21 protein-coding genes and 1 tRNA gene are annotated in these 25,355 nt (G+C 73.4%); 8 read left to right on the forward strand and 14 right to left on the reverse strand.

Annotation, left to right across the window (positions count from 1 at the left end; genetic code table 11):
• Positions 1-13 precede the first annotated feature (13 nt).
• Positions 14-1,072, forward strand: a complete 1,059-nt coding sequence (locus AB0302_RS07490) for a hypothetical protein (protein WP_248115378.1) — start codon at positions 14-16, stop codon at positions 1,070-1,072.
• A 130-nt stretch (positions 1,073-1,202) separates the two neighbouring features.
• On the opposite strand, the gene AB0302_RS07495 is transcribed toward AB0302_RS07490, so the two are convergent.
• The 4 genes from AB0302_RS07495 to AB0302_RS07510 form a co-directional block, all read right to left on the reverse strand.
• Entirely contained in the window at positions 1,203-1,658 is a 456-nt protein-coding gene (locus AB0302_RS07495) for a thioesterase family protein (RefSeq protein ID WP_366371071.1), read from the reverse strand.
• Positions 1,655-2,878 (reverse strand): phosphatase domain-containing protein, encoded by a 1,224-nt coding sequence (locus AB0302_RS07500; protein WP_319075175.1) that lies wholly within the window; start codon positions 2,876-2,878, stop codon positions 1,655-1,657. Before AB0302_RS07500 ends, AB0302_RS07495 begins: the two co-directional genes overlap by 4 nt.
• A gap of 54 nt (positions 2,879-2,932) precedes the next feature.
• Positions 2,933-5,020 (reverse strand): acyltransferase family protein, encoded by a 2,088-nt coding sequence (locus AB0302_RS07505; protein WP_366371073.1) that lies wholly within the window; start codon positions 5,018-5,020, stop codon positions 2,933-2,935.
• A gap of 99 nt (positions 5,021-5,119) precedes the next feature.
• Complete coding sequence (locus tag AB0302_RS07510) at positions 5,120-5,518, reverse strand: DUF6508 domain-containing protein (protein ID WP_366371075.1); 399 nt, start codon at positions 5,516-5,518, stop codon at positions 5,120-5,122.
• Between the two features lie 56 nt (positions 5,519-5,574).
• Between AB0302_RS07510 and AB0302_RS07515 the strand changes: the two genes are divergently transcribed.
• Positions 5,575-6,501, forward strand: coding sequence for an inositol monophosphatase family protein (locus tag AB0302_RS07515; RefSeq protein WP_319075179.1), 927 nt, complete (start codon positions 5,575-5,577; stop codon positions 6,499-6,501).
• A gap of 63 nt (positions 6,502-6,564) precedes the next feature.
• Positions 6,565-7,113 carry a pyridoxamine 5'-phosphate oxidase family protein gene (locus AB0302_RS07520; RefSeq protein WP_366371077.1) on the forward strand — a complete coding sequence of 183 codons (549 nt, stop codon included), beginning with the start codon at positions 6,565-6,567 and terminating at the stop codon, positions 7,111-7,113.
• On the opposite strand, the gene AB0302_RS07525 is transcribed toward AB0302_RS07520, so the two are convergent.
• From AB0302_RS07525 to AB0302_RS07540, 4 genes are all read right to left on the reverse strand, one after another.
• Positions 7,114-8,844 (reverse strand): FAD-binding dehydrogenase, encoded by a 1,731-nt coding sequence (locus tag AB0302_RS07525; RefSeq protein WP_366371079.1) that lies wholly within the window; start codon positions 8,842-8,844, stop codon positions 7,114-7,116. It abuts the gene before it with no gap.
• Positions 8,845-8,895: 51 nt separating this feature from the next.
• The gene (locus tag AB0302_RS07530; protein WP_366371081.1) at positions 8,896-10,614 is read right to left on the reverse strand and encodes a thiamine pyrophosphate-binding protein; all 1,719 of its coding nucleotides are present in this window, start codon (positions 10,612-10,614) and stop codon (positions 8,896-8,898) included.
• Positions 10,611-11,627 (reverse strand): agmatinase, encoded by a 1,017-nt coding sequence (speB, locus tag AB0302_RS07535; RefSeq protein ID WP_366371083.1) that lies wholly within the window; start codon positions 11,625-11,627, stop codon positions 10,611-10,613. The genes AB0302_RS07530 and speB overlap by 4 nt, the downstream gene beginning before the upstream one ends.
• A gap of 79 nt (positions 11,628-11,706) precedes the next feature.
• Complete coding sequence (locus AB0302_RS07540) at positions 11,707-12,276, reverse strand: XRE family transcriptional regulator (RefSeq protein WP_366371085.1); 570 nt, start codon at positions 12,274-12,276, stop codon at positions 11,707-11,709.
• A 183-nt stretch (positions 12,277-12,459) separates the two neighbouring features.
• Between AB0302_RS07540 and AB0302_RS07545 the strand changes: the two genes are divergently transcribed.
• Both AB0302_RS07545 and AB0302_RS07550 read left to right on the forward strand, forming a co-directional pair.
• The gene (locus AB0302_RS07545; RefSeq protein WP_319075186.1) at positions 12,460-13,968 is read left to right on the forward strand and encodes a sodium:solute symporter; all 1,509 of its coding nucleotides are present in this window, start codon (positions 12,460-12,462) and stop codon (positions 13,966-13,968) included.
• Positions 13,969-14,167: 199 nt separating this feature from the next.
• Entirely contained in the window at positions 14,168-15,361 is a 1,194-nt protein-coding gene (locus AB0302_RS07550; protein WP_319075188.1) for an alcohol dehydrogenase catalytic domain-containing protein, read from the forward strand.
• A 75-nt stretch (positions 15,362-15,436) separates the two neighbouring features.
• Here the strand turns inward: AB0302_RS07550 and AB0302_RS07555 are convergent, their stop codons facing one another.
• Together AB0302_RS07555 and AB0302_RS07560 are read right to left on the reverse strand one after the other, a co-directional pair.
• Positions 15,437-15,760, reverse strand: coding sequence for a DUF202 domain-containing protein (locus AB0302_RS07555; RefSeq protein WP_319075190.1), 324 nt, complete (start codon positions 15,758-15,760; stop codon positions 15,437-15,439).
• Positions 15,761-15,764: 4 nt separating this feature from the next.
• A complete protein-coding gene (locus AB0302_RS07560; protein ID WP_366371088.1) occupies positions 15,765-16,184 on the reverse strand; it encodes a DUF202 domain-containing protein in 420 nt (139 codons plus the stop codon).
• Positions 16,185-16,287: 103 nt separating this feature from the next.
• On the opposite strand from AB0302_RS07560, the gene AB0302_RS07565 reads away from it, so the two are divergent.
• Positions 16,288-17,418 carry a VIT1/CCC1 transporter family protein gene (locus AB0302_RS07565; RefSeq protein ID WP_366371090.1) on the forward strand — a complete coding sequence of 377 codons (1,131 nt, stop codon included), beginning with the start codon at positions 16,288-16,290 and terminating at the stop codon, positions 17,416-17,418.
• A 310-nt stretch (positions 17,419-17,728) separates the two neighbouring features.
• Here the strand turns inward: AB0302_RS07565 and sucD are convergent, their stop codons facing one another.
• From sucD to pcrA, 3 genes are all read right to left on the reverse strand, one after another.
• Positions 17,729-18,646, reverse strand: a complete 918-nt coding sequence (gene sucD / locus AB0302_RS07570; RefSeq protein WP_366371092.1) for a succinate--CoA ligase subunit alpha — start codon at positions 18,644-18,646, stop codon at positions 17,729-17,731.
• A 26-nt stretch (positions 18,647-18,672) separates the two neighbouring features.
• Positions 18,673-19,842 carry an ADP-forming succinate--CoA ligase subunit beta gene (gene sucC / locus AB0302_RS07575; protein WP_248115363.1) on the reverse strand — a complete coding sequence of 390 codons (1,170 nt, stop codon included), beginning with the start codon at positions 19,840-19,842 and terminating at the stop codon, positions 18,673-18,675.
• Between the two features lie 168 nt (positions 19,843-20,010).
• Positions 20,011-22,611, reverse strand: coding sequence for a DNA helicase PcrA (gene pcrA / locus AB0302_RS07580; protein ID WP_366371094.1), 2,601 nt, complete (start codon positions 22,609-22,611; stop codon positions 20,011-20,013).
• Between the two features lie 73 nt (positions 22,612-22,684).
• Between pcrA and AB0302_RS07585 the strand changes: the two genes are divergently transcribed.
• Positions 22,685-23,284 carry a hypothetical protein gene (locus AB0302_RS07585; protein WP_366371096.1) on the forward strand — a complete coding sequence of 200 codons (600 nt, stop codon included), beginning with the start codon at positions 22,685-22,687 and terminating at the stop codon, positions 23,282-23,284.
• 44 nt (positions 23,285-23,328) lie between these two features.
• Positions 23,329-23,405: transfer RNA gene (locus AB0302_RS07590), tRNA-Arg, on the forward strand.
• Positions 23,406-23,429: 24 nt separating this feature from the next.
• Here AB0302_RS07590 and AB0302_RS07595 read toward each other — a convergent pair.
• The gene (locus AB0302_RS07595) at positions 23,430-25,304 is read right to left on the reverse strand and encodes an ABC transporter ATP-binding protein (RefSeq protein ID WP_366371098.1); all 1,875 of its coding nucleotides are present in this window, start codon (positions 25,302-25,304) and stop codon (positions 23,430-23,432) included.
• Positions 25,305-25,355 lie beyond the last annotated feature (51 nt).

The following is a 25,355-nucleotide window of genomic DNA, read 5'->3' on the forward strand; positions in this document are numbered from 1 at the left end:
GACACTGGGCCGCATGACCCAGCTCTCCGACCACGCGCGTGCGCTGCTCCCGGGACGCGGGCCCCTGCTCAGCGCGGCGGACCCCCACGACGGGGCGGCGCGGCGCCGTCTCGAACGCGCCTGGACCCGCGGGGTCCTCGTGCGGCTCTGCCCGCGCGTCTACATCAGCGCCGGCGACTGGGCCGCGCTGCGTCCGTGGGACAGGGCGGTCGTGTCCGCCGTCGCCCTCTCGATCGCCCGCCCCGCGACGGTGTTCACGGGCCTGACCGCGGCCCGGTTGCACGGTCTGGGGCCGGCCGTCGAGCCGCCCGCGCTCGAGCTGCGCGCCCCCTCGCCCGGGCATCACGGCGCCGGGCCGCTGATCCGCCGTCCCTTCGCCCCCTCCGTGGTGGCCCACGATCGCCGGCTTCCCGTCCCGCCGCGCCGCCGACCCCGATGGGGGCTGCCAGAGGCGGCCCCCGCCGCGCCTCAGCCGGTCGGGGCCGTCCTGTCGGACGGGCAGAGCCTGGGAACCGTCCTGGCGGATCCGCTGCCCACGGTGCTGCTGGTGCTGGGGGCGGCCACCCCGTTCCGCGACGCCGTGGCCCCGCTGGACGCGCTCGTCCGAGCCCGGCCCGAAGAGGCCGCACGCTGGGCGAGGCAGGCGGAGAGCCGACTCGAATCCGCGGCCGCCCTCCGCCGATTCGAGCGGGCCTGGCACTTCGCGGACGCGCGGGCGGAATCCGCCGGGGAGTCCTACAGCCGGGCCATCCTCCACGAGCTCGGCTTCGTCCCGCCCACGGCGCTGCAGCATCGCCACCGGGATGCGAACGGACGCGAGGTGGCCCGCACGGACTTCTGGTGGGAGCAGGTGCGGGTGTACGGGGAGTTCGACGGGCTGGGCAAGTACGACCTGTCGTTCTTCGACGGTGACGACACGGCCCGCCGCGCCAGCATCCGCCGGGAGAAGGAACGGGAGGTGGCCCTGCAGCTGGTCACCCGGGCGGGCGCGCACTGGACGTGGGGCGATCTCCTGCGGCCGGACCGGCTGGCGCGGATCCTCACCGCCGCGGGCGTCCCCCGCTCGGTCTGATCCGCGGCCATCCCGCGGGCCCTGTCTCGACTCTGCGAGCCCGAGCGGTCGACCTCCGCTCTGCGACATCGCAGCCGTGCTGCACGGCGGTGATGTCGCTGGGCGGCTGCCGACCGGTCAGCGGCCCACCTCAGCCGGCCAGTGCCGCCCGCTGCTCCGGGGTCACCCGCACCGGGCGGCCGGTGGCGCCGTCGACGAACACCATGACGGACGTGGCGGTGGCGCACAGGGCGTCGTCCACGCCGTCGTGCAGCCGGTAGCCCACGTGCACGGATGCCGCCTTCACCGCGTCCACGCTCACGACAACGCGCAGCGGCACGGGCCGGTACGGCATCTGCGCGCGGTACTTCACGGTGTGCTCGGAGATGAACGTGCGCACGCCCTCGCCCACGCCCTCGAGCAGATCGATCGGCGCCGGCGCCCCGCCGCCCGCGCCTGTCCCCGAGGGGACGCCGAACGCGGCCACGCGCGCCTCCTCAAGCAGCTGCACCACGGCGATGTTGTTGATGTGGCCGTAGGCGTCCATGTCCGCCCAGCGCAGCGGGATGCGCACCTCCACGGAGCGCAGCTCCGCGGAGCCGGTCACGAGCCCTCCGCCACGGAACGCCGCGCCAGCGCGTCGTCCTCCGCCGCCTCGTCCGATGTCTCCCGCACTCCCAGCACCGTCGCGTCGTCGCCCAGGATGTCCTCCCGCCAGCCCTCCGGGTGCACGTCCACGAACTCCACGGGCAGGATGCCCAGCTTCTCGAGCTGCTCGGACAGGGCGGCCCCGTCCGGCCCGTAGCACCACGGGATGCCGGGGGTGGACTGACGGGTGCCCTCCGCGCGGCCGCCCGCGAGCAGGGCCTCCGAGGGGGTCAGCTGACGGATCACGATCGCCTTGACCTTGTCCGGGTGGCGATGCGCGAAGTCGGCGTAGATCTCGGGGTCGTGCTGGCCGTCGTCGCCCACGAGGATCCACTGCATATCCGGGAACTCCTCGGCCAGGCGCTGGAGCTGGGTGACCTTGTGCTCCTGGCCGGAGCGGAACCAGCGGTCCTTCGTGGGACCCCACGTGGTGAGCAGCAGCGCGCCCAGCGGGTACAGGTTGCGGCCCAGGAAGCGGGAGAGGGTCTGCGCCACGTTCCATGCGCCCGTGGACAGGTAGATCACGGGCGCGTGCGGCTCCAGCTCGGCGATGCGCCGCAGCAGCACCGCCATGCCCGGAGTGGGCGTGCGGGCGTGCTCGTCGATCACGAACGAGTTCCACGCGGCCAGCATCGGGCGAGGGAGGGACGTGACCACCACGGTGTCGTCGATGTCCGAGACGAGGCCGACGCGCGCCGCCGGGTCCGCGATGTAGAGGTCCATGGTCACGGACTCCTCGTCGCCGACGTCCAGCGTGGCGGTCTGCCAGCCGGGCTCCAGCTGGACGTCGATGACGGCGTCCACCACACCCATGCGGTCGGCGCGCACCGTGGTGGTCCGCTCCCCCACGGTGACCGTGACCTCGGCGTACGCCATGGGCGGGGCCACGAAGTTGCGCCAGCCTCGCACGCCGTCGGCCACGACCTTGGACAGACGCCGGCCGTTGAGGAAGTCGGCGTCGTTGGCGATCACCACGCGGGAGAGGACCCGCACCCACGAGGTGGAGCCGTAGCCCGTGAACGCCATGACCGTGGGCACGTGGCCGGCGCGCAGGGCGCGGCCACGGTGCCACCGGTTCCAGCTCTCCTGGAGGTGGGTGGCCATGTTCTCGGCGGGGGTCGGAACCCCCGCCTGGCGCGGCGGGCGGGCGGGATCGGTGCGGGCGGCGTCGGCGGGCATGGGCCCCAGTATGTCGCATGGGCCCGGTCGGGGGTGCGCCGGGGGGTGCGGCTCTCACCCGACGACGATGACCCGCTCCGTGGAGGGCTCCCGGCCGGCGGGGAAGGCCAGCGTGAGGGCCTCGGCCATGTTCGCGGCCTTCGCGACCGCCCCGGCCACGGTGTTGTGGAGGGAGTCCTTCTCACCGAACCACTCGGGGCGGTCCGCCGCGTCGTGCGCCCAGTCGTAGACCCACAGGTTGGGGTGGCGCTCGGTGGCAGCGACGAGCCCCTCGTTGAAACGGGCCGCACCCTCCATGGTGTAGTTCGGGAGGGCGGCCCACGGCATCAGCATCACGTCCACCCACAGGACGCGTCGGCCCTGGGCGGCCTTCATCACCATGTCGATCCGCGGCTCCCGCTGGTCCCACATGTCCACCTTGGTGAACAGGGCAGCGTCGTTCATGCCGACGTTGACCACGAAGCAGCCGTCCGGGTCGAGGTCGGGCAGATGGGCCGTGATGGCCTGCACGGCGTTGGTCTGGCCCGGGTCCTTCTCGAAGCGCTCGACGATCCCGCGCCCGGGCCGGATGTCCTCCACGACCTCCTCCACGCCCACGTCCTCGTACTGGGCCGTGATGCGCAGGGCGGGGTCCTTGATCACGGTCGCGTCGGTGTTGCCGGAGGCCAGGGAGCTGGAGTCGCCGATGTGCACCACCTCGGTGCAGGAGGTCGTGGCGGGCGCGGGGGCCGACGGGCTCGCCGCGGAGGCCGGGGCCGTCACGGGTGAGCCGGGGCCCTCCCCGGGCGGCGTGGAGGCGCCCTGAGCCGGGTCGGCGTCCTGCACTGCCGGGTCCGCGTGCCCGGCCTGCGCCACGATCTCCCTGGTGGAGGTCTGCGGCAGGGCCGTCAGCCCGGCCAGGCCCGCCGCGGCGAGCACGGCCACGGCCGCCGCGGCCAGGCCGGACCGCACCCCGCGGGACCCCCGCGAGCGCGCGGAGGCGCCCGACGTCGTCGCCCCCTCCGCCCCGGACCGCCGCGCGGGCGCGCGGCCCGTCAGGACGGCGCGGAGGCCGTGGTGGCGGATGGGGTCCTCCACGAACCGCCAGGACAGGGCCGCGATGAGCAGGGTGAGCCCCAGGATGAGGGCCCCGCGCAGCACGGGCTGGCCGTAGAGTGCGCGGTCCGGCAGGAAGGCGACCACGGGCATGTGCCACAGGTAGATCCCGTAGCTGCGCGCGCCGATCCAGCGCAGCGGCGCGACGCCGAGGACGCGGCCGAGCCGGGACGCGGGGTGCACGAGGGGAAGGACGGCGGCGCACGTGGCCACGGTCAGCGCGGCGATGCCCCACGTGTAGAGGGAGGGCGAGTCCTGGTCCGTGGTGGCCACCAGGGCCAGGATCCCGGCGAGGCCCAGGACGCCCACGAGGTCGAGGGCCCAGACGGCCGCGCCGCGCACCCGCCCCACGCTCGCGGGCCGCCACAGGAGCGCGAGGGCCGCGCCCCACAGCAGGCCGCCGGCCCGCGTGTCGGTGCCCTCGTAGGCCCGCGTCGTGTCCCCCAGCGGATCCGCGAGGAGAGCCAGCAGCACCATGGACGCCGCGCCCAGCAGGACGACGACGACGAACAGCACCACGGTGCGCCGCCGTCCACCCAGGCCGCGGGTGAGCGCCAGCAGCCCGAGCAGAAGGAGGGGCCAGACGAGGTAGAACTGCTCCTCCACGGCGAGGGACCACAGGTGGTCCAGCGGACCGGGGCCGTCCATCTGCTCGAAGTAGCTGCCGCCCGTGAGGATCGTGTGCCAGTTGGCCACGTAGAACAGGGCGGCGAGGGACTCGCCGACGCGTTCGTCCCACTCCCCCGGCTCCACGAGCGCGGTGGCGGCCAGCACGGCGATCAGCACCAGGACGACGGCCGGCAGCAGACGCCGGAAGCGGCGGATCCAGAAGTCCTTGAGGTCGAGGTCGCCGTGCCGCTCGTGCCGGCGCAGCAGCAGCGCGGTGATGAGGAAGCCGGAGAGGGTGAAGAACACGCCCACGCCGAGCAGGCCGCCGGAGGCGTGCGGCACGCCCAGGTGGTAGGCCACCACGAGCAGGACCGCGAGCGCGCGCAGGCCGTCCAGGCCGGGGAAGTAGGCGGAGTTCGAGGCGACGGGGCGGGGCACGGGGGCGTCCTTCCGCGAGCAGGGGCCGAGGCGCCGCCCGGTGCGTGCGGCCCCGCGGCGTCCACCGCCGAGGGTAGTGCACCGCGGCGACCGCGGGTCTCAGCGGGTCTCGGGCACCCATTCCGCGAGGCGGTCCAGCATGCGGGCGACCTTGCCCGTGGCGATCGCCGCCCGGATGTGACCCTCGGAGAACCGCTCACCCCGCAGCACGTACGTGAACAGCGTGCCGAGGTCTGCCAGGGAGGCCGCGGCGATCCCGCGGTCGCTCACGGCGTCCACGTGCCGCAGGTAGTCGAGGTCCACGCCGGAGAGCTCCTGCGCGGCGATCAGCCCGCTCATCACGCGGTCGTCGTCGGCGGACAGGGACGGCGCATCCCCCGCGGGCACGCCCTCCGGCGTCCCCTCGCCCCCGGCCAGCACCGCGCGCAGGGTGCGCACCGCGGCCACGCGCTCCGGGGTGGGCTCCTGGGGGCCGGTCAGCGTGCGGTCCTCGCTCATGGGCGTCTCCTCTGCGTCGGGTCCCCCCATTGTCCCCCGCGCCTACGCTGGGAGCCATGGTCGCCCCCGCCGCCTCCCCCCACGACGTCGTCCCATCCCCCGGCGCCCTGCGCGCCGTCGCGCTCTCGGCGGCCCGGGCGGTGGCGCCCGCGCTGGCCGCGGCGTTCCGTGCCGGCCCCACCCGCGGCGCCCCGGCGTCCGCCGAGACCAAGTCGAACCACCACGACCTGGTCACCGTGCACGACCGGAGGACCGAGGAGCGGATCGTCGCCGCACTGACCGCCGCGGTGCCGGGCTCACGGGTGCTCGGCGAGGAGCTCGGGCGCCACGGGGGCGGCGCGGACGCCGAGGGCGCTCCCCCGCTCGAGTGGATCGTGGATCCGATCGACGGCACCTCCAACTTCGCGCACGGCTTCGCCATGTTCTCCGTGTCCATCGCGGCCGCCGTGCACGGCGAGGTGGTGGCCGGCGTCGTGCTGGACCCGGTCAACGGGCTCGCGTTCTCCGCCGACGAGGCCGGGGCGTACCTCGGGGACGCGCCGCTGGCCGAGGTCGGGCGCCCGGCCCCCGCCGGCGGTGAGCGTGCGCTGAACGTCGTGACCTCCTATCCGGCGGGCGAGGCGCTGGACGCGGAGGGCGAGGGCGCGCTGCGCCGCTTCGGGCGGCTCGTGGCGACGTACGCCACGGTGCGCCGAACGGTGTCCGGAGCGCTCGAGCTCTGCCACGTGGCCGCCGGCTGGGCGGACGCCGCGCTGCTCGTGGACACGAAGCCGTGGGATGTCGCGGCGGGGCAGCTCATCCTGCGCCGGGCCGGAGGCGCGTACCTGACGCCGGCGGGCCCCGGCGCCGCCGGCCTCACCCCGGACTCGCCGCGCGCGCACGAAGCGGCGTTCGCGCTGGCGCTCGCCCCGCACCGGGCGGCGCCGACCGCGGAGGCGGTGCTGGGCGAGCTGCTGGCCGTCCGCGCCGACGGCCGGGCCTAGAGTGGAGACGTGACCGGCGTCGCATCCCGTGGCGCCGTCCTCTCACCCCCCGAGGAGGCCGTGATGACCGATCGACACCAGGACCCCACCGCTCCCCCGATGCAGCGCCTCGACCCCGCGGCGCGCCCCGGCGACGGGCTGATGTTCCCGCACGCCGACGGCGAGCCCGTGCTCACCCTGACCGACGAGCAGTCGTGGAGGCTCCTCGGGCACACCCGCCACGCGCGCCTCGGCCTGGCCGTGAACGGCGAGCCGGACATCGTGCCCGTGAACGTGCGCGTCCACGACGGCGGCGTGTACTTCCGCACGGCCCCCGGCTCGAAGCTGGCGGAGCTCGCCGTCAACCCCAACGTGGTGGTGCAGGCGGACGGCATCCTGGCCGACCAGGCGTGGTCCGTGCTCGCCCGCGGCACCGCGCGCCGCCTCGAGATGGAGGCGGAGGTGACCGAGGCCGAGGCGCTCGGCATCACGCCGTGGGTGCCCACACTGAAGGACTACTACGTCCGCGTGGACGTCACCCGCCTGAGCGGCCGCCACTTCACGTTCGGGAAGCACCCCGAGCGCACCGACGACGACGGCGCGGCCAGCATCGACGCGCACCGCACGGACTGATCAGGCCGTCTCGGCCGCGGCGGCCCGTCCGGCCGTGCGGCCGCTGAAGAGGCACCCGCCGAGGAACGTTCCCTCGAGCGCGCGGTGCCCGTGCATGCCGCCCCCGCCGAAGCCGGCCGCCTCGCCCGCCGCGTAGAGACCCGGGATCACGGCGGCGCCGGCGTCCAGCACCCGCCCCTGCAGGTCCGTGTGCAGCCCGCCGAGGGTCTTGCGGGTCAGCGTGCGCAGGCGCACCGCGATGAGCGGCCCCGCCTTCGGATCGGTGAGCCGATGCGGGGCGGCCGTGCGGATGAGCCGGTCGCCGAGGTAGCGGCGTGCGTCGCGCACGGCGTCCACCTGGCGGTCCGCGCCGGGGCGCTCGGCCCCGGCCTCGTGCTCGGCGACGGCGGCCCGCACCGCCGCCTCGTCCACCGCGGGGCCGTCCGGGACGAGCGCGTTCATCCGCGCGACCAGCTCCCCCACGGAGTCGGCCTGCACGAAGTCCTCGCCGCGATCCAGGAACGCCTGCACGGGGCCGGGCACGTCCTGCGTGACGCGGCCCAGCACCTGGCGGATCGAGCGACCGGTCAGGTCGGGGTTCTGCTCGGACCCGGAGAGCGCGAACTCCTTGCCGATGATCCGCCGGTTGAGCACGAACCACGTGTGGTCCGCCGGGGGCCGCTGCTCCGTGGCCCGGCCGCCCGCCGCCGTCGAGCCGGGCGAGCGGATGTCCTGCAGCGTGCCGAGGGTGTCGAATCCGGGCCAACGCGGATGCGGCAGGCGCCGGCCCGTCGCGTCGAGCCACAGCGACGACGGCCCGGGCAGGATCCGGATGCCGTGACCAGGCCAGATCGGGTCGTGGTTGGCCACGCCCTCCGTGTAGTGCCACATGCGGTCCGGGTGCACGAGAGCGGCGCCCGCCTCCCGGGCCGCCCGCATGCCGGAGCCGTCCACGGAGGCGGGGACGCCGCAGAGCATCTCGGCGGGCGGAGTCCCCAACCGGTCGGGCCACGCGGCGCGCACGGCGTCGTGGTCGGCGCCCACCCCGCCGCTGGCCACCACGACGGCGGCCCCGCCCACCCGGAACTCCCCCGCCACGGTGCGGCTCGAGGCCGTGCCGCGGGCGCCGTCGTCGTCGGCGAGGACGTGGCCCTCCACGCCCGTGACGGCACCGGACTCCGTGATCAGGCGCGTGACGCGGTGGCGGGGCAGGTAGGTGAGGCGGCCGTCGAAGGCGGCGCGCTCGACGATGCGGGAGAACGGCTCCACAATGCCCGGGCCGGTCCCCCACGTGATGTGGAAGCGGGGCACGGAGTTGCCGCCCACGCCGGGCGCGGGGACCTTCCGCTCCGCCCAGCCGACCACGGGGAAGAGCCGGTGGCCGCGCTCGCGCAGCCAGGCGCGCTTCTCCCCGTGGGCGAAGTGCACGTAGGCCTCGGCCCACGCGCGGGGCATGGCGTCGTCGGGGTGGTCGGTGAAGCCCGCGGTGGCCTGCCAGTCGGACCAGGCCAGGTCGACGGAGTCCTTCACGCGGAGGCGCCGCTGCTCGGGCGAGTCCACGAGGAAGAGGCCGCCGAAGCTCCACCACGCCTGCCCGCCGAGGTCGGCGGCGCGCTCCTGATCCACGAGCACCACGCGCCGGCCCGCCCCGAGCAGCTCGGCGGCGGCCACGAGCCCGGCGAGGCCGTGCCCCAGGACGACGACGTCGGCGCGGTGCTCGGAGCGGGCAGTGACGGGGCTCACAGTGGTCATGGCGCCACTGTACTGAGGTCCCGCCGGGCTCGTCGCTCAGGCGGGGGCGGATCAGACCTCCGGGGCCTCCCCCAGGTGGCTCGGCGCCCACATCGCCAGGCGCGTCTGCACCACGACGACGTTCGGCCCCTCGGCCTGGAACGCTCTCTCGAGCGCGCCCCGCACATCCTCGACCGTCACCGTCTCGGCCGGGACCCCGAACGACTCCGCGAGCCGCTGGAAGTCCGGCCGGTCGAGCTCGGTGGCGGTGGCCTTGCCGAACGCACCCTCCATGTACTCGCGGAGGATGCCGTAGCCGCCGTCGTCGACGATCAGCCACGTGACCGCCGCATCGTGCTGCTTCGCCGCCGCGAGCTCGGCGATGGAGTACATGGCCGAGCCGTCGCCGGCCACGGCGAGCACGCGCCCGTCGATGCCGGTCCGGCCGAGGTGGGCCAGGCCCAGCGCGCCGCCGAACGCCGCGGGGAAGCCGTAGCCGAGGCCGCCGGCGCCCTGCGCCGAGTGGAACTCGCCGTCCTGCGCGTCCCAGCAGTTCCAGCCCCAGTACGCGGCGATGGTCATGTCCCAGTAGGTCTGCATGCCCGCCGGGACCGCGGCGCGGATGTCCGCCATGAGGCGGCGCTCCCGGCCGAGGTCCTGCGCGTCGAGGCGGGCGATGACCCGAGCGTTGGTCTCGGCCACGACGTCGGCCGCGGCCCGGCCGTGCCAGCCCGCCTCCCGCTGGGCACGGGTGACGCCGGCCCCGCGGAGGGCGTCGGCGAGCATGGCGAGCATCTGGCCGGCGTCGGCGCGGACGCCGAGCGTGGGGTGGTTCGTCTCCAGCACGCGCGGCTCCGCGTCCACCTGGATGAGGCGGCCGCGGGGCTCGAGCGTGAAGTAGTTGGACGTGACCTCGCCGAGCGCGGAGCCGACCACGAGGAGCACCTCGGCGTCCTCGAGCAGGTCCGTGACGACGCGGTCCTCGACCCATCCGCCCAGGGAGAGCGGGTGCTCCCACGGGAAGGCCGTGTTGCCACCGGGAGAGCAGACCACGGGGGCCTGCAGCAGCTCCGCGACATCCTTGAGGGACTCCATGGCGGCGCGGCCGGAGCGGCGCACGCCGCCGCCGGCCACGATCGCCACGCGGGAGGCGTCCTTCAGCCAGCGCACGGACTCGTCCACGAGCTCGGCGCGCGGCGGGTGGTCATAGGGCACCGCGAGCGCGTCCTGCACGGGCGGCACCATGACCTCCCCGAGCAGCACGTCCTGCGGGATCTCCACCCACACGGGGCCCTGGGGCACGGTGACGGCGTCCGCCCACGCGTCCTGGATGGCCGAGGGGATGCCGGAGGCGTGGTGCACCGTGAACTGGGCCTTGGTGACGTTCTTCGCGGAGGCCTTCTGGTCGTCCAGCTGGTGCAGCATCCCCTTGCGGCGCGCCCCGAGTCCCGAGAGCGGGATCTGGGAGGCGATGACGAGCATGGGCACGCCCGTGGCGTAGGCCTCCTGGAGACCGGCCAGGGACGTCAGCGCGCCCGGGCCCGTGGAGAGGAACAGCACGCCGACCTCGCCGGTGGCCCGGGCGTACCCGTCCGCCGCGAAGGCCGCGTTGTTCTCCACGCGGTTCGAGACGAACTCCAGCGGCGAGCGGGAGAGCGCGTCGAACAGCCCGAGCGCGTGCTGGCCCGGGATGCCGAACACGGTCCTGGCGCCGAGCGCGTGCAGGGTCTCCACGGCCAGGTCGCCGCCGTTGCGCCGCGGGGCCGCCGTCGTCGTCTGCTCCGCGCTCATCGGCCCGGCTCCTCGCCGGCGGCTGCGCGGGAGGCGCGGCGGTCGGCCATCAGGGTGATCAGGTCGTAGGCCACGTGGGAGGCGGCGACGCCGGTCAGCTCGGCGTGGTCGTAGGCCGGGGCGACCTCCACCAGGTCGGCGCCCACGATGTCCAGGCCGCGCAGCCCGCGCAGGATCTCGAGCAGCTCGCGGCTCGTGATGCCGCCGGCCTCGGGGGTGCCGGTGCCCGGCGCGTGTGCCGGGTCGAGGACGTCGATGTCCACGGAGATGTAGAGCGGCCGGTCCCCGATGCGCTGACGCAGCTGGTCCACGATCTCGTCCACACCCTTGCGGAACACGTCCGAGGAGGTGACGATGCCGAAGCCCATGCGGTGATCGTCGTCGAGGTCCTTCTTGCCGTACAGCGGGCCGCGGGTGCCCACATGCGAGATGGCCTCGGTGTCCAGGATCCCCTCCTCCACGGCGCGGCGGAACGGCGTGCCGTGGGTGTACTCGGCGCCGAAGTAGGTGTCCCACGTGTCCAGGTGGGCATCGAAGTGCAGCAGGGCCACGGGCTCACCCGCGCGGGCGGAGGCGGCACGCAGCAGCGGCAGGGCGATGGTGTGGTCGCCGCCGATGATCATGAGCGAGGCGCCGTCCTCGGTGAGGTCCATCGCGTCCTGCTGGATCGCCTCGATGGCCTCGCCGATGTTGAACGGGTTCACCGCCATGTCCCCAGCGTCCACCACCTGGGCCTGCGCGAAGGGCGAGGTGTCCGTGGCGGGGTTGTACGGGCGCAGCAGCCGCGAGGACTGACGCACATGGCCGGACCCGAAGCGCGCGCCAGGGCGGTAGGAGACGCCGGCGTCGAACGGCACGCCGACGACCTTGATCTCCGGGGCGACGCCGGCGGCCGCGGCCTCGTCCAGGCGGGGCAGCAGGGCGTAGGTGGGGGCACCGCCGTAGCGGGGCACGAGGGCGGAGTTCACGGGGCCGATGCGGCCGTTGTCCTCGACGCGGGGGATCTCGAGCATCTGGATGTCCTCTCTGGGTGGTTCAGTTCGGTGCGGTCTGGTCGGTGGGGCCTGTCAGGTGCGGGCGCGCCGCACGGGGTCAGGCGTGGCCCACGAGGGTCCACAGCACGACGGCGGGGTGGCCGTCCGGATTGGTCCACGAGTGGGGCTCGCGGCCGGGGAAGGTGACGGTGTCCCCCTCCTCCAGCAGGTGCACGGCCTCGGTGGTCCGCAGCTCGAGGCGGCCGGCGACCACGTGCACCGCCTCCACGCGGCAGTCCACGGTGTACAGCTCCGCCTCTCCGCGACCGTGCGGTGCGATGTCCGCACGCAGGATCTGCAGGTCGCGGTTGCCGCGCGGGGTGACGAGGCGCTCGCGGATGCCCTCGCCGCCGAGGCTGACCGCGGGGGCGTCGGCGAGGCGCACGACCGTCACCTCGGGCGCGTCCAGGACGTCGCCCGGGCTCGCGCCGAGCACCTGGCACAGGGTGACGAGCGTGTTGACGGACGGGCTCGTCAGGTCTCGCTCGAGGCGGGAGAGGAAACCTTTGCTGACCCCGGCCGCCTCGGCCAGCTGCGCCACGGTGAGCCGCCGCGCCTCGCGCAGCGCGCGCAGCCGGCGACCGATCAAGGCCTGGGCCGGTGCGGTCTCGAGCGGGAGGGCCTTCATCGCGCTCCTTCCTCGCGTCGGGCGACGTCGCGATGTCATCCTGGACGGCATGTTGCCCGATGGACAACATATGTTTACCATAGACCCTGATCGTGTGATCGGCAACACGCTGGCCGCGCCCCGCTCGCCCACAGCGCCTCCGCATCCCCGGCGCCGTGGATCCCCTCGCCCCAAGGACCACCCGTGACCATCAACCTGACCATCGTCGCCGTCTACCTGGTCGGCATGCTCGCCTTCGGCTGGTGGGGCAAGACCCGCGCAGCCAGCGCGGAGGACTACCTTGTGGCGGGCCGTCGCCTCGGGCCGGCGCTGTTCACCGGCACCATGGCCGCCGCGGTGCTCGGCGGCGCCGCCACCGTGGGCGGCGTCGGCCTGGGGTACCAGTTCGGGCTCTCCGGTGCGTGGCTCGTGGCCGCCATCGGCGTCGGCGTGCTCATCCTGTCGGTGGCGTTCGCCCCGATCCTCGCCCGCCTGAAGATCTACACCGTCTCGCAGATGCTCCGCCTGCGCTACGGCCGCGGGGGAGCATCCCACGCGTCGTCGTTCGTGATGCTCGCGTACACGCTCATGCTCGCCGCCACCTCCACCGGCGCCTACGCGTCGATCTTCGTGGTGCTCTTCGGCTGGGACCGCTGGCTGTCCGTCCTGGTGGGCGGCGGCATCGTGCTGGCCTACTCCGTGCTCGGCGGCATGTGGTCCATCACCCTGGCGGACATGGCCCAGTTCCTCATCATGACCATCGGCCTGTTCGCCCTCATGCTCCCCATCTCCCTGGCCAACGCCGGCGGCTGGAGTGCCATGCAGGAGCGCCTGGGCGCCGAGTTCTTCAGCTGGGACGGGATCGGCGTGCAGTCGATCATCACCTACTTCGTGGTCTACACCCTCGGCCTGCTGATCGGCCAGGACGTCTGGCAGCGGGTGTTCACGGCCCGCTCCCCGCGCGTGGCGCAGATCGGCGGCGCCACCGCGGGCCTGTACTGCATCGTCTACGGCCTCGCAGGCGCAGTGATCGGCATGGCCGCCCGCACGGTCACCGCGGACATCGCCACCAAGGACGACGTGTTCGCGTGGGTCGCCCAGAACCTGCTGCCCGTCGGCGTCGGCGGCGTGGCCCTGGCGGCCGCCGTCGCGGCCATGATGTCCACCGCCTCGGGCGCGATCATCGCGTCCTCGACCGTGATGCGCACGGACATCCTCCCCATCTTCCGCGGCGAGGCCACCGCCCCCGAGGACGACACCACCGCCGAGGACGAGGCCCCGGAGACCGCGGCGGATCTCGCCTCGAACCGCGGCTGGGTGCTGCTGCTCGGCGCCGTCGTGCTGGGGCTGGCGATCGTCGTCCCGGACGTGGTGGCGGCCCTGACCATCGCGTACGACATCCTCGTGGGCGGCCTGTTCGTCGCGATCGTCGGCGGCCTCGTGTGGAAGCGGGGCACCGGGACGGCGGCCCTGTGGTCCATGGTGGTCGGGACGCTGGGCACCCTCGGCACCATGGGCTGGCTCGAGCTGAACGCGGCGGAGCCCTTCGAGGGCGTCTTCGCGAACGAGCCGATCTACGTCGGCCTGGCCGCCTCCGCCGTCGTGTACGTCCTCCTCAGCCTGGTGACCCCGCCCACCGACCCCGCTGTCCTCGAGGCCTGGCGCGTGCGCTCCCGCCACGGCGTCGACGCCGCGGCCCGAGAGCGTCTCTGACCAGGAATTCCGGGGCCTGCGGTCCTCCGATGCCCGCACGATGGTCAGGCCAGGCGATGCGGCGGCGGGCGATCCTTCCCCCAGGCTCCCCCCGGCCCCTAGTGTTGCCGAACAGCCCGTGACAGGGACTCCCCCTCGGGTTCGCCCCTCCTCCCGCCCCGCCAAGGGACTCGCTGGAGACAGAAAGGCAACAGTTCCCATGACCACCAAGAACCGCGCCGTGGCATTCCACGGCATCAAGGACGTGCGCGTCGACGAGCTGGACTTCCCCAAGCTGGAGATGCCTGACGGCTCCGCCGCCCCGCACGGCGTCATCCTCAAGATCGTCGCCACCAACATCTGCGGCAGCGACCTGCACATCTACCGCGGGTCCTTCCCCGTGCCCGAGGGCATGGTGCTGGGTCACGAGATGACCGGCCAGGTGCTGGAGATCGGCAGCGACGTCCAGTTCCTGAAGGAGGGCGACCTCGTCTCCGTGCCGTTCAACGTGGCCTGCGGCCGCTGCCGCAACTGCCGCGCCGGCCGCACCGAGATCTGCGAGACCGCCAACCCGGACCAGGCCTGCGCCGCCTACGGCTTCAATCTGGGCAACTTCCAGGGCGGGCAGGCCGAGTACCTGTTCGTGCCGTACGCCGACTTCCAGCTGCTGCGCTTCCCGGACCAGGAGCAGGCGATGGAGAAGATCCTGGATCTGACCGTGCTCTCGGACATCCTCCCCACGGCGTTCCACGGCCTCGTGGAGGCCGGCGCCAAGCCCGGCTCCACCGTCTACATCGCCGGTGCCGGCCCCGTGGGCCGGTGCGCCGCGGCCGCCGCTCGGCTGCTGGGCGCCTCGTGCATCATCGTGGGCGACCAGGACGCCTCGCGGCTGGAGCTGGTGCGCAAGCACGGCTGCGAGACCATCGACCTCTCCGTCACGGAGAACCTGCAGGACGCCGTGAACGACATCCTCGGCGAGCCGATGGTGGACTGCGCGGTGGACTGCGTCGGCTCCGAGGCCCACGGCCTGGGCTCCGCGTCCGATGAGATGCAGCCCATCGCCGCTGTGAACCAGGTCCTGGACATCACCCGTCCGGGCGGTGCCACGGGCATCATCGGCATCTACGGGCCGGACCCGATCGCGGAGACGAAGGCCGAGCAGGAGGGCACCTTCCCGGTGGACTTCGGCAAGGCCTGGATCAAGTCGCCCCACATCATCGGCGGCCAGGCGCCCATCATGCGCTACAACCGCCAGCTCATGATGTCTATCCTGTGGGACCGGATGCCGTACCTGACGGAGATGGTCAACCCGCGCGTGATCAGCCTGGACGAGGCACCCCAGGCCTATGCGGAGTTCGACCAGGGCTCCCTGGAGAAGTTCGTCATCGACCCCCACGGCATGATCGCCCGCTGAGCGGTTCGCCTCCGGCGGCACGACGGCGCCCCTCACCTGCCCGCGCAGGTGAGGGGCGCCGTCGTCGTCCGCGGATCAGGCCGCGTGCAGCAGCATCGCAGTGATCCCGAGGGCCGCCAAGCCCACCACCAGCGCGACCATGCCGGCCACCGACGCCAGGGCCGGCCGGGCCCGCTCCTCTGCGATCCCGCGCGCCTGCGCCACGTAGCGCCGGCGCTGCGTGGCCAGCACCGCCGCCCCGCCGACGGCCGCCACCACCGCAGGCCCGAACGCCCACGCGCCGACGGCCGGCCACCACCTCAGGAACGTGAGGCTGAGGACGCTCAGCGCCAGGACCGTGCGGCCCCAGCTCATCACGGTGCGCTCGGGCTGCAGCCCCGGGTCGTGATGCAGGCGCATCGCCTCAGCCCCGCGGCAGGACGACGGCGAGCATCAGCACCACGACGGCCAGCACGACTCCCCCCGCCAGGACCGGGACGATCAGTGGCAGCGGCAGCGGACGGCCGCGGCGCATCGCCCGCTCCACCCGGAGCCAGCGCGCGCCCGCGCCCAGGGCGAGCAGCGCCGCAAGGACGAGCAGCACCGTGCTCAGCACCACCCGAACCGGCGGCGCGAACAGGGCGCCGGTGAACGCCTCCACCGCGACCCCGCCGGCCAGCAGCGCCAGCGACGTCCGGACCCAGGCCAGGAACGTGCGCTCGTTGGCGAGCGTGAATCGGGGGTCCGGCTCGTCCCCACCCGCCAGGAGGCGGCGCTGCCAGGCCGGCCGGCCGCCGTCGTGCGCGGTGGCCTCGGGGCCTTCGGGGGTCTGCGCTGCGTCCATGCGGCCATGGTAGTGGCGGCGTAGACTGGCCGGTCGAGCGCGCCCGGCCGCCGCGGCCCGCGACGGCGCCGCCCATCCCCGCACGCCCATCCGATGGAGCCCCATGAGTCCCGCCCATGCCGCCACCCCCGCGGCACTGCCCGAACCCACCCGTGAACAGGTCCGACGCTGGCGCCGCTACCTCGCCGATGAGATCGCCGAAGGCCAGATCTACCGCGACATCGCCGCCCGCAAGGACGGTGTGGAGCGCGACATCCTGCTCGGCCTCGCCGAGGCCGAGCGCCGCCACGAACAGCACTGGCGGACCCTCCTGGGCGAGCACGCCGAGAACCCGCCGCGTCCCTCCCTGCACCGCATCCTGCTGCGCTGGCTCGCGCGGATCTTCGGCTCCGTGTTCGTGCTGGCCCTGGCCCAGCGCGCCGAGTCGGACACTCCCTACGCAGAGGACCAGGACGCCCCCGAGGGCATGGTGGCGGATGAAGCCATCCACGAGGAGGTCGTGCGTGGCCTGGCCGCCCGGGGCCGTGAGCAGCTGGCCGGCAACTTCCGCGCCGCCGTCTTCGGCATGAACGACGGGCTGGTCTCCAACCTCGCGCTCGTGATGGGCATCGGCGCGACGGGCGTGGCGTCGTCCGTGGTGCTGTTCACCGGCGTGGCCGGCCTGCTGGCGGGCGCGCTGTCCATGGCGGCCGGCGAGTACGTCTCGGTGCGGTCCCAGCGGGAGCTGCTCGAGGCCTCCTCCCCCACCCAGATCACCCTCGAGGCGGCCCAGCACCTGGACCTGGACCACAACGAGCTCAAGCTCGTCTACCTGGCCCGCGGCATGACGCCCGAGGACGCCGAGCACCGCGCGCTCGAGCGCCTCGGCTATCTCACGTGCGACTGCAACCCGCAGTTCTCCGCCCGTCCCGACGGTTCCCAGGGACCGGTGGACCACTCGGGCTCCTTCGCGGAGATCGGCTCCGCGTGGAGCGCGTCCCTGTCCAGCTTCGCGTTCTTCGCCTCCGGCGCGCTCATCCCGATCCTGCCGTACATCTTCGGCATGTCCGGGCTGTGGGCCCTGGGCCTGGCGGCGGCGATGGTGGGCGTGGCCCTGCTCTTCACCGGCGGTGTGGTCGGGCTGCTGTCCGGCTCCTCACCGCTGGCTCGGGGCCTGCGCCAGCTCACGATCGGCTACGGCGCCGCCGCCGTGACCTACGTGCTGGGCATGCTGGTGGGCGGCGACGTGGGCTGACCTCCGGGTGCTCCGGGGTTCGGCCACGGGTGCAAGGGCCGCCACGGCAGCACCAGGCGCGACAGGCGCAACAGGCGGCGTCCACCTGAGCTGGGCGCAGTACTGCCAGGTAACCTCGGGGGTTACCTGGCAGTACTGCGCCCAGCTCATCGGCGGCAGCGTCCATGGCAGCCCTCCCGCACGCGGGGACGACGCAGGAACAACGCAGGAACAACGCAGGAACACGGGAGCAAGAACGCAGTGGGCCCCGCACCTCCCTCTCGGGAGGCACGGGGCCCGCGTCGTCGGGATCAGCCCGAGATCTGGGGACTCAGAGGCCCTTCATGATCTCACGCATGAGCTCGGCGGTCTCGGAGGGAGTCTTGCCCACCTTCACGCCGGCGGCCTCGAGGGCCTCCTTCTTGGCGGCCGCGGTGCCGGCGGAGCCGGACACGATGGCGCCCGCGTGGCCCATGGTCTTGCCCTCGGGGGCGGTGAAGCCCGCGACGTAGCCGACGACCGGCTTGGTGACGTTGGCCTTGATGTAGTCGGCCGCGCGCTCCTCGGCGTCGCCGCCGATCTCACCGATCATCACGATGGCCTGGGTCTCCGGGTCCGCCTCGAACGCCTCGAGGGCGTCGATGTGGGTGGTGCCGATGACCGGGTCGCCGCCGATGCCGATGGCGGTGGAGAAGCCGAAGTCACGCAGCTCGTACATCATCTGGTAGGTCAGCGTGCCGGACTTGGACACGAGGCCGATGGGGCCGGAGCCGGTGATCGACGCCGGGGTGATGCCCGCGAGGGCCTCGCCCGGGGTGATGACGCCGGGGCAGTTCGGGCCGATGATGCGGGTCTTCGGCTTGCCGTCCGCGCCGGTCTTCGACTGGGACAGGGCGAAGAACTCGGCGGAGTCCTGCACCGGGATGCCCTCGGTGATGACCACGAGCAGCGGGATCTCGGCCTCGATGGCCTCGATCGCGGCGTCCTTGGCGAAGGCCGGCGGCACGAAGGCGACGGACACGTCGGCGCCGGTCTTCTCCATGGCCTCCGTGACGGAGCCGAAGACGGGCAGCTCGACGGCGTTGCCGTCCTTGTCCTCATGGGACACGGTGGTGCCGGCCTTGCGGGCGTTCACGCCGCCCACGATGTTCGTGCCGGCCTTGAGCATCAGGCGGGTGTGCTTGGTGCCCTCACCGCCGGTGATGCCCTGCACGATGACCTTGGAGTCCTTGTTCAGGTAGATCGACATAGCTGTTCCTCAGTCTTTCCGAACGGTCAGTTCGCGGAGTGGGCGAGCTCGGCGGCCTTGTCGGCGCCCTCGTCCATGGTGGCGGCCAGGGTGACCAGCGGGTGGTTGGCCTCCTGCAGGATGCGGCGGCCCTCCTCCACGGCGTTGCCGTCCAGGCGGACGACCAGCGGCTTGGTGGCGGAGTCGCCCAGGATCTCGAGGGCCTTGACGATGCCGTTGGCGACGGCGTCGCACGCGGTGATGCCGCCGAAGACGTTCACGAACACGGACTTGACCTGCTCGTCGCCGAGGATGACGTCGAGGCCGTTGGCCATGACCTCGGCGTTGGCGCCGCCGCCGATGTCAAGGAAGTTGGCGGGCTTCACGCCGCCGTGCTTCTCGCCCGCGTAGGCCACCACGTCGAGGGTGGACATCACGAGGCCGGCGCCGTTGCCGATCACGCCGACCTGGCCGTCGAGCTTCACGTAGTTGAGGTCGTTCGCCTTGGCCTTGGCCTCCAGCGGGTCCTCGGTGCGCTCGTCGACGAGGGCCGCGTGGCCCTCCTGGCGGAACTCGGCGTTGTCATCCAGGGAGACCTTGCCGTCGAGGGCGAGGATCTTGCCGTCGCCGGTCTTCACCAGCGGGTTGACCTCGACGAGGGTGGCGTCCTCCTTCTCGAAGACGGTCCACAGCGTCTGCAGGACGTCGGCGACGTCGGCGCGCAGCTCCTCGGGGAAGTTCGCCTCGGCGACGATCTTCTGGGCGGTCTCGGCGTCGATGCCGGTCAGCGCGGAGACGGGCACCTTGGCGAGGGCCTCGGGGCGCTCCTCGGCGAGGGTCTCGATGTCCATGCCGCCCTCCACCGAGCACATGGCCAGGTAGGTGCGGTTCGCGCGGTCCAGCAGCACGGAGAAGTAGTACTCCTCGGCGATGTCGGCGCCCTGCGCGATCATGACCTGGTGCACGGTGTGGCCCTTGATGTCCATCCCCAGGATGGCCTTGGCGTGCTCGTACGCCTCGTCGGCGGTCTTCGCGACCTTGACGCCGCCGGCCTTGCCGCGGCCGCCGACCTTCACCTGCGCCTTGACGACGGTCACGCCGCCGATCTTCTCAGCGGCCGCCTTGGCCTCTTCCGGGGTCTGCGCCACGATGCCGGCGAGCACGGGGACGCCGTGCTTCTCGAACAGATCGCGCGCCTGGTACTCATACAGGTCCACGGTGGATGTCCTTCTGGGTCGAAGACTTCGGTCTGCCGGGGTGCCGCATCACGGCGCCTCGGCGGGAGCGGGCCCCGCGCCGGTCCGCCGCGCGCGGAGGCGCGGAGACGACGTCGAGGAGCTCTCCTCCGTCACTGTAGTCCACACCGCCCGGCGGGCAGAGGGCTCTCAGCCCTCCAGCTTGGTGAGGGGTGCGTAGCGCAGCAGCAGGCGCTTCTGGGCCCCCGAGTCCTCGAACGTGACCGTGGCCACGGTCTTGTCCCCGGCTCCGGTGACGGCGTCCACGCGGCCCGCACCGAAGGTGGCGTGGGACACGCGGTCTCCGGGGTTCAGGGCCGCGATCTCCTTCTGCGGCTGCACCCGTGAGGGGGCCTTGCCGCGCACCACCGACGACGGCACGGTCAGGTCCGCGGCCTCCTCGCCGCGGGTGAGGCGCGCGGGGCGCGCGCCGGTGCCGTCATCGCGAGAGGACCACGAGGGCCGGCCGCCCTCGCCGCCGGAGCCGAACCGCCCCGCGTACCGCGAGGTCCCCGCCCCCGTGAGCGAGGTCAGGGAGCCGGCCGAGCGCGTGGTCCCCTCGCGCTCCCACTCGATGAGCCGCTCGGGGATCTCCCCGAGGAACTGGCTGGGCGGGTTGAACTGGTGCTGGCCCCACAGGGAGCGCGCCTCCGCGCGGGAGAGGAACAGCCGTTCACGGGCGCGGGTCAGCCCCACGTAGGCCAGGCGGCGCTCCTCCGCGAGCTCCTTCTCATCCGTCATGGAGCGGGCGTGCGGGAAGACGCCGTGCTCCATGCCCGTGAGGAAGACGACCGGGAACTCCAGGCCCTTGGCCGTGTGCAGCGTCATGAGCGTCACCTGGCCCTGCGCCTCGGCGAGGTCCGTGCCCTCGGCGTCCGACGGCGAGGGCAGCTGGTCCGCGTCCGCCACGAGCGCCACCTGCTCGAGGAAGTCCGAGAGCGTGCCGTCCGGGTGGGCGGTGGAGAAGGCGCGCACCACGGCCACGAGCTCGCCGAGGTTGTCCGCGCGGGACTCGTCCTGCAGGTCCTCCGACTCGCGCAGCGCGGCGAGCATGCCGGACTGCTCGAGGACGGCCTCGAGGACGGTGGCCGGGCTCTCGCCCTCCGCCAGCTGCATGAGGTCGTCCATCATCTGGACGAACCCGCGGATCGCCTTCACGGATCGCGTGGCCATGCCCGGGGCGTTCTCCGCGTCCCGCAGGGCGTCGAAGAACGTGGTGCGCTGGCGCTGCGCCCACGCGGCCACGGCGCCCTCAGCACGGTCGCCGATGCCGCGCTTGGGCTCATTGAGGATGCGGCGCACGTTGACGTCGTCGGCCGGGTTGACCACCACGCGCAGGTACGCGAGGGCGTCCTTGATCTCCTTGCGGTCGTAGAACCGCGTGCCGCCGATCACGCGGTACGGGATGCCGCGGGTGACGAGGCGCTCCTCGAGGGCGCGGGACTGGGCGTTGGTGCGGTAGAACACGGCGACGTCGGCCGGGCGCACCCCGCCCTCGTCCTGGAGGCGGTCGATGGTGGAGGAGATCCACTCGGCCTCCGCGGACTCGTTCTCCGCGGCGTAGCCGGTGATCTTCTCCCCCGCACCCTCGGCCGTCCACAGATCCTTCTTGCGGCGGTCCGGATTGTTCTGGATGACCGCGTTGGCCGCGTCCAGGATGGTCTGCGTGGAGCGGTAGTTCTGCTCGAGCCGGATGGTGGCCGCGTCCGTGAAGTCCTGCTCGAACTCCACGATGTTGCGGATGTCCGCGCCGCGGAAGGCGTAGATCGACTGGTCCGAGTCGCCCACCACGGTGAGCTCGCCGCCGGGGGTGTCCACACCCTCGGGCTCGCCGGCCGGGCCGGTGAGCAGCCGCACGAGGCGGTACTGCGCGTGGTTGGTGTCCTGGTACTCGTCCACGAGCACGTGGCGGAAGCGGCGGCGGTAGCTGTCCAGCACGCGCGGGAACGCCTCGAACATGTGGACGGTCATGCCGATCAGGTCGTCGAAGTCCAGGGCGTTGGCCTGGCGCAGCCGCGCCGTGTAGTCGCGGTACACCGCGGCCACCGCCTGGGCCCACGGATCCGTCTCGGACACGGTGCCCGCATAGTCGTCCGCCTCGATGAGCTCGTTCTTGAGGGAGCTGATGCGGTTGAGCAGGGCCTTGGGCGCGAAGCGCTTGGGGTCCAGCTCGTGCAGCTTGGCGATCGTGGTGACCAGCCGCAGGCTGTCCGCCGCGTCGTAGATGGTGAAGGTGGACTTCAGCCCGATGCTCGCCGCCTCGTTGCGCAGGATGCGCACAGCGGAGGAGTGGAACGTCGAGATCCACATGCGCTGCGCCGTGGGGCCGATGAGCCCGGCGACGCGCTCGCGCATCTCCGCGGCGGCCTTGTTCGTGAAGGTGATGGCCAGGATCTCGTGCGGGCGAGCCCGCCCCGTGGCCAGCAGGTGCGCGATCCGATGGGTCAGCACGCGCGTCTTGCCCGAGCCGGCCCCGGCGACGATCAGCAGCGGCGCCCCGGCATGGGTCACCGCCGCCGCCTGCTGGGGGTTCAGCCCCTCCACGAGGGACTCCGGGGTGTGGGCGGCGGTGCCCGCGCCGTTCCCGACGCCGTCCCCGCCCCACGCTCCCCCCGGCGCCTCCGGGTCCAGCGCGGCACGCGTCACCGCGGCGGGCACGAGCCCGGGCAGGGCGGTCTGCGGATCCGCCGACGGGCGGGTCCGAGAGGAGGGCAGGGGGTCGCGTCCGAGCGCGGAGAACAGGTCAGCCATGGCCCGTCCAGTCTAGGCGCGGCCCCGGACACGACAGCGGGGGCCGTCTGCGATGATGTCCCCTGGAGGTCCCATGTCGAAGAAGTCCCGCACGCCCCGACCGTCGTCGTCCACGGCGGCGACTCCCGCTCCGACCGCCGCCAGCCGCTCGGACGGCGACCCGACCATGCTCGTGATCGCGCTGATCGGCACCACGCTGTTCGTCGGCGCCTACTACCACCTGCTGGTCCTGCAGCAGATGACGCAGCTCACCGGCGGGCTGGCCATGCCGGACTCGATGCTCGTCTACGGTCAGGACCACGTGCGGGCCCTCGCCGGCGTGATGGACGAGGCGGCGCGCGGCCAGCTCAACTGGGTGCACAAGACGGCCGGGGTCATCTTCCCGATCGCCGTCGCCCTGACGCTCACCGCGGTGGCGGCCTGGCGCCTGCGTCCCGCGGCGGCGAAGTGGGGCGCGTTCGGACTCGGCGTGCTGTTCGCCGTGGTGGACATCGCCGAGAACATCGCCATCGAGCAGGCGATCGCCGCGGGCGGCCCCGGCGCCGGCCTCGCGGCCGCGCTCACCCTTGCCCGCTGGGTGCTGCTCGCCCTGATCGCGCTCGCGGTGGTCGTGATGCTGGTGCGCGGCGGGAAGGGCCGGCAGGCCGCGACGTCGGTGCCCGCCTCGGCCTGACGCGCTCGGCTAGACTGACCGACCGGACCCGGCCACGGGTCCCTGCCCCAGTAGCTCAGTTGGATAGAGCGACCCTCTCCTAAAGGGTAGGCCGTCGGTTCGATTCCGGCCTGGGGCACCACCGCCGTCGCGGCGCCTGCGTGCCTCAGCCTGCGTCGGCGAACTGGGTCGTGTACAGCTCGGCGTATCGGCCGCCCCGCTCGAGCAGCGCCGCGTGCGTGCCGCGCTCCACGATCCGCCCGGCCTCCACCACGAGGATCTCGTCCGCGCTGCGCACCGTGGAGAGCCGGTGGGCGATCACGATCGCCGTGCGGCCCGCGAGCGCCTCCCCGAGCGCGTCCTGGATGGCGCGCTCGTTCGTGGAGTCCAGCGCCGCCGTCGCCTCGTCCAGCACCACGACGCGCGGGGCGGCCAGCAGCAGGCGCGCGATGGTCATGCGCTGGCGCTCGCCGCCGGAGAGGCGGTAGCCGCGCTCGCCGACCACGGTGTTCAGGCCGTCGGGCAGGGCCCGCATCACGTCTCCCAGGCGGGCGCGCTCGATCGCATCCCACAGCTGGGCGTCCGTGGCGTCGGGGCGGGCCAGGGCGAGATTGCCGCGCACCGTGTCATGGAACAGGTGTCCGTCCTGCGTGACCATGCCGACCGCCTGCTGCAGATCCGCGAAGGTCATGTCCCGCACGTCCACGCCGCCCAGCTCGACCGCGCCGGAGCTCACGTCCTGCAGGCGGGTCACGAGGGAGGCGATCGTGGACTTGCCGGCCCCGGAGGAGCCGACGAGGGCCACGGTGCGCCCGGCCGGCACCTCGACGTCGATCCCGTGCAGCACCTCCTCGCCGCCGCGCGTGTCCAGCACGGCCACCTCCTCGAGGGAGGCCAGGGACACCTCCTGCGCGGTGGGGTAGGAGAAGCGCACGTCCCGCAGGCGCACGGAGAGCGGCCCCTCGGGCACGGCCACGGCGCGGCCCGGCCCGGGCTCCCGGATGAGGGGCTGCAGGTCGAGGACCTCGAACACGCGCTCGAAGGAGACGAGCGCGCTCATGATCTCCACGCGCGCGTTGGCCAGCGCGGTCAGCGGGGCGTAGAGGCGCGTGAGGAGCAGGGCGAGCGTGACGACGTCGCCGGCGTCGAGGGTGCCCGCGAGGGCCTGGAGCCCGCCCACCCCGTACACGGCCGCGAGAGCGAGCGCGGAGACGAGCGTGAGCAGCGTGGTGAACACGGCCTGGCGCACGGAGATGTCCACGCCGGTGGCGCGCACGCGGTCCGCGCGCCGGGCGAACTCCGCCGACTCCGTGGCCGGGTCGCCGAAGAGCTTGATGAGGGTGGCGCCCGGCGCGGAGAAGCGCTCGGTCATCTGGTCGCCCATCGCGGCGTTGTGCCCGGCGCGCTCGCGTGAGAGCCCGGCCAGGCGCCGGCCCACCCACCGGGCGGGGAACAGGAAGACCGGCAGGAGCACGAGCGAGAGCACGGTGATCTGCCAGCTCGTCGCGATCATCACGGCCAGGGTGAGCGCCACGGAGACCACGTTGGCCACGACGCCGGAGAGGGTGCGGGAGATGGCCGACTGGGCCCCGACGACGTCGTTGTTCAGGCGCGAGACCAGGGCGCCCGTGCGCGTGCGCTGGAAGAAGGCGACGGGCATGCGCTGCACGTGGTCGAAGACCTGCGTGCGCAGGTCGAAGATGACCCGTTCGCCGAGGCCCGCGGAGAGCCACTTGGTGAACACGCCGAGGACGGCGTCGGCGATGGCGACCGCGGCGATGAGCAGCGCGAGCCGCACGATCAGGTCGCCGTCCCGGCCGCCGGTGATCGCGTTGACGACGTCGCCCGCGAGGACCGGCGAGGCGACGCCGAGCACGGCCCCCAGGATCGAGGCGAGGACGAACACGACCAGCCGGGCGCGGTACCGTCCGGCGAACGCGACCGCGCGCCGCACGGTGCCCTTCTTGAGGGACTGGGACGCCTCCGGGCCGCTGCGCGTCATGCGCATCATGGACGCCCGTGCCGCCGACTCCATGCTCATGCGCACCACTCCCCTGTCGTCTCGTGACCGAGAGCAGTCTAGGGAGCGACG

The sequence above is a fragment of the Micrococcus sp. NPDC078436 genome, assembly GCF_040702705.1.
In the GTDB taxonomy this organism is placed as follows: Bacteria; Actinomycetota; Actinomycetes; order Actinomycetales; family Micrococcaceae; genus Micrococcus.

What these genes read in the sequence shown, in the direction of transcription:
- AB0302_RS07550 (WP_319075188.1), top strand. Translation starts at nt 14,168, where the DNA reads ATGACCACCAAGAACCGCGCCGTGGCATTCCACGGCATCAAGGACGTG.
- AB0302_RS07510 (WP_366371075.1), bottom strand. Translation starts at nt 5,518, where the DNA reads ATGAGCGAGGACCGCACGCTGACCGGCCCCCAGGAGCCCACCCCGGAG.
- speB (WP_366371083.1), bottom strand. Translation starts at nt 11,627, where the DNA reads ATGCTCGAGATCCCCCGCGTCGAGGACAACGGCCGCATCGGCCCCGTG.
- AB0302_RS07520 (WP_366371077.1), top strand. Translation starts at nt 6,565, where the DNA reads ATGACCGATCGACACCAGGACCCCACCGCTCCCCCGATGCAGCGCCTC.
- AB0302_RS07585 (WP_366371096.1), top strand. Translation starts at nt 22,685, where the DNA reads ATGTCGAAGAAGTCCCGCACGCCCCGACCGTCGTCGTCCACGGCGGCG.
- AB0302_RS07530 (WP_366371081.1), bottom strand. Translation starts at nt 10,614, where the DNA reads ATGAGCGCGGAGCAGACGACGACGGCGGCCCCGCGGCGCAACGGCGGC.
- AB0302_RS07595 (WP_366371098.1), bottom strand. Translation starts at nt 25,304, where the DNA reads ATGAGCATGGAGTCGGCGGCACGGGCGTCCATGATGCGCATGACGCGC.
- AB0302_RS07560 (WP_366371088.1), bottom strand. Translation starts at nt 16,184, where the DNA reads ATGGACGCAGCGCAGACCCCCGAAGGCCCCGAGGCCACCGCGCACGAC.
- sucD (WP_366371092.1), bottom strand. Translation starts at nt 18,646, where the DNA reads ATGTCGATCTACCTGAACAAGGACTCCAAGGTCATCGTGCAGGGCATC.
- AB0302_RS07500 (WP_319075175.1), bottom strand. Translation starts at nt 2,878, where the DNA reads ATGCCCGCCGACGCCGCCCGCACCGATCCCGCCCGCCCGCCGCGCCAG.
- AB0302_RS07515 (WP_319075179.1), top strand. Translation starts at nt 5,575, where the DNA reads ATGGTCGCCCCCGCCGCCTCCCCCCACGACGTCGTCCCATCCCCCGGC.
- AB0302_RS07540 (WP_366371085.1), bottom strand. Translation starts at nt 12,276, where the DNA reads ATGAAGGCCCTCCCGCTCGAGACCGCACCGGCCCAGGCCTTGATCGGT.
- AB0302_RS07525 (WP_366371079.1), bottom strand. Translation starts at nt 8,844, where the DNA reads ATGACCACTGTGAGCCCCGTCACTGCCCGCTCCGAGCACCGCGCCGAC.
- AB0302_RS07565 (WP_366371090.1), top strand. Translation starts at nt 16,288, where the DNA reads ATGAGTCCCGCCCATGCCGCCACCCCCGCGGCACTGCCCGAACCCACC.
- AB0302_RS07555 (WP_319075190.1), bottom strand. Translation starts at nt 15,760, where the DNA reads ATGCGCCTGCATCACGACCCGGGGCTGCAGCCCGAGCGCACCGTGATG.
- pcrA (WP_366371094.1), bottom strand. Translation starts at nt 22,611, where the DNA reads ATGGCTGACCTGTTCTCCGCGCTCGGACGCGACCCCCTGCCCTCCTCT.
- AB0302_RS07490 (WP_248115378.1), top strand. Translation starts at nt 14, where the DNA reads ATGACCCAGCTCTCCGACCACGCGCGTGCGCTGCTCCCGGGACGCGGG.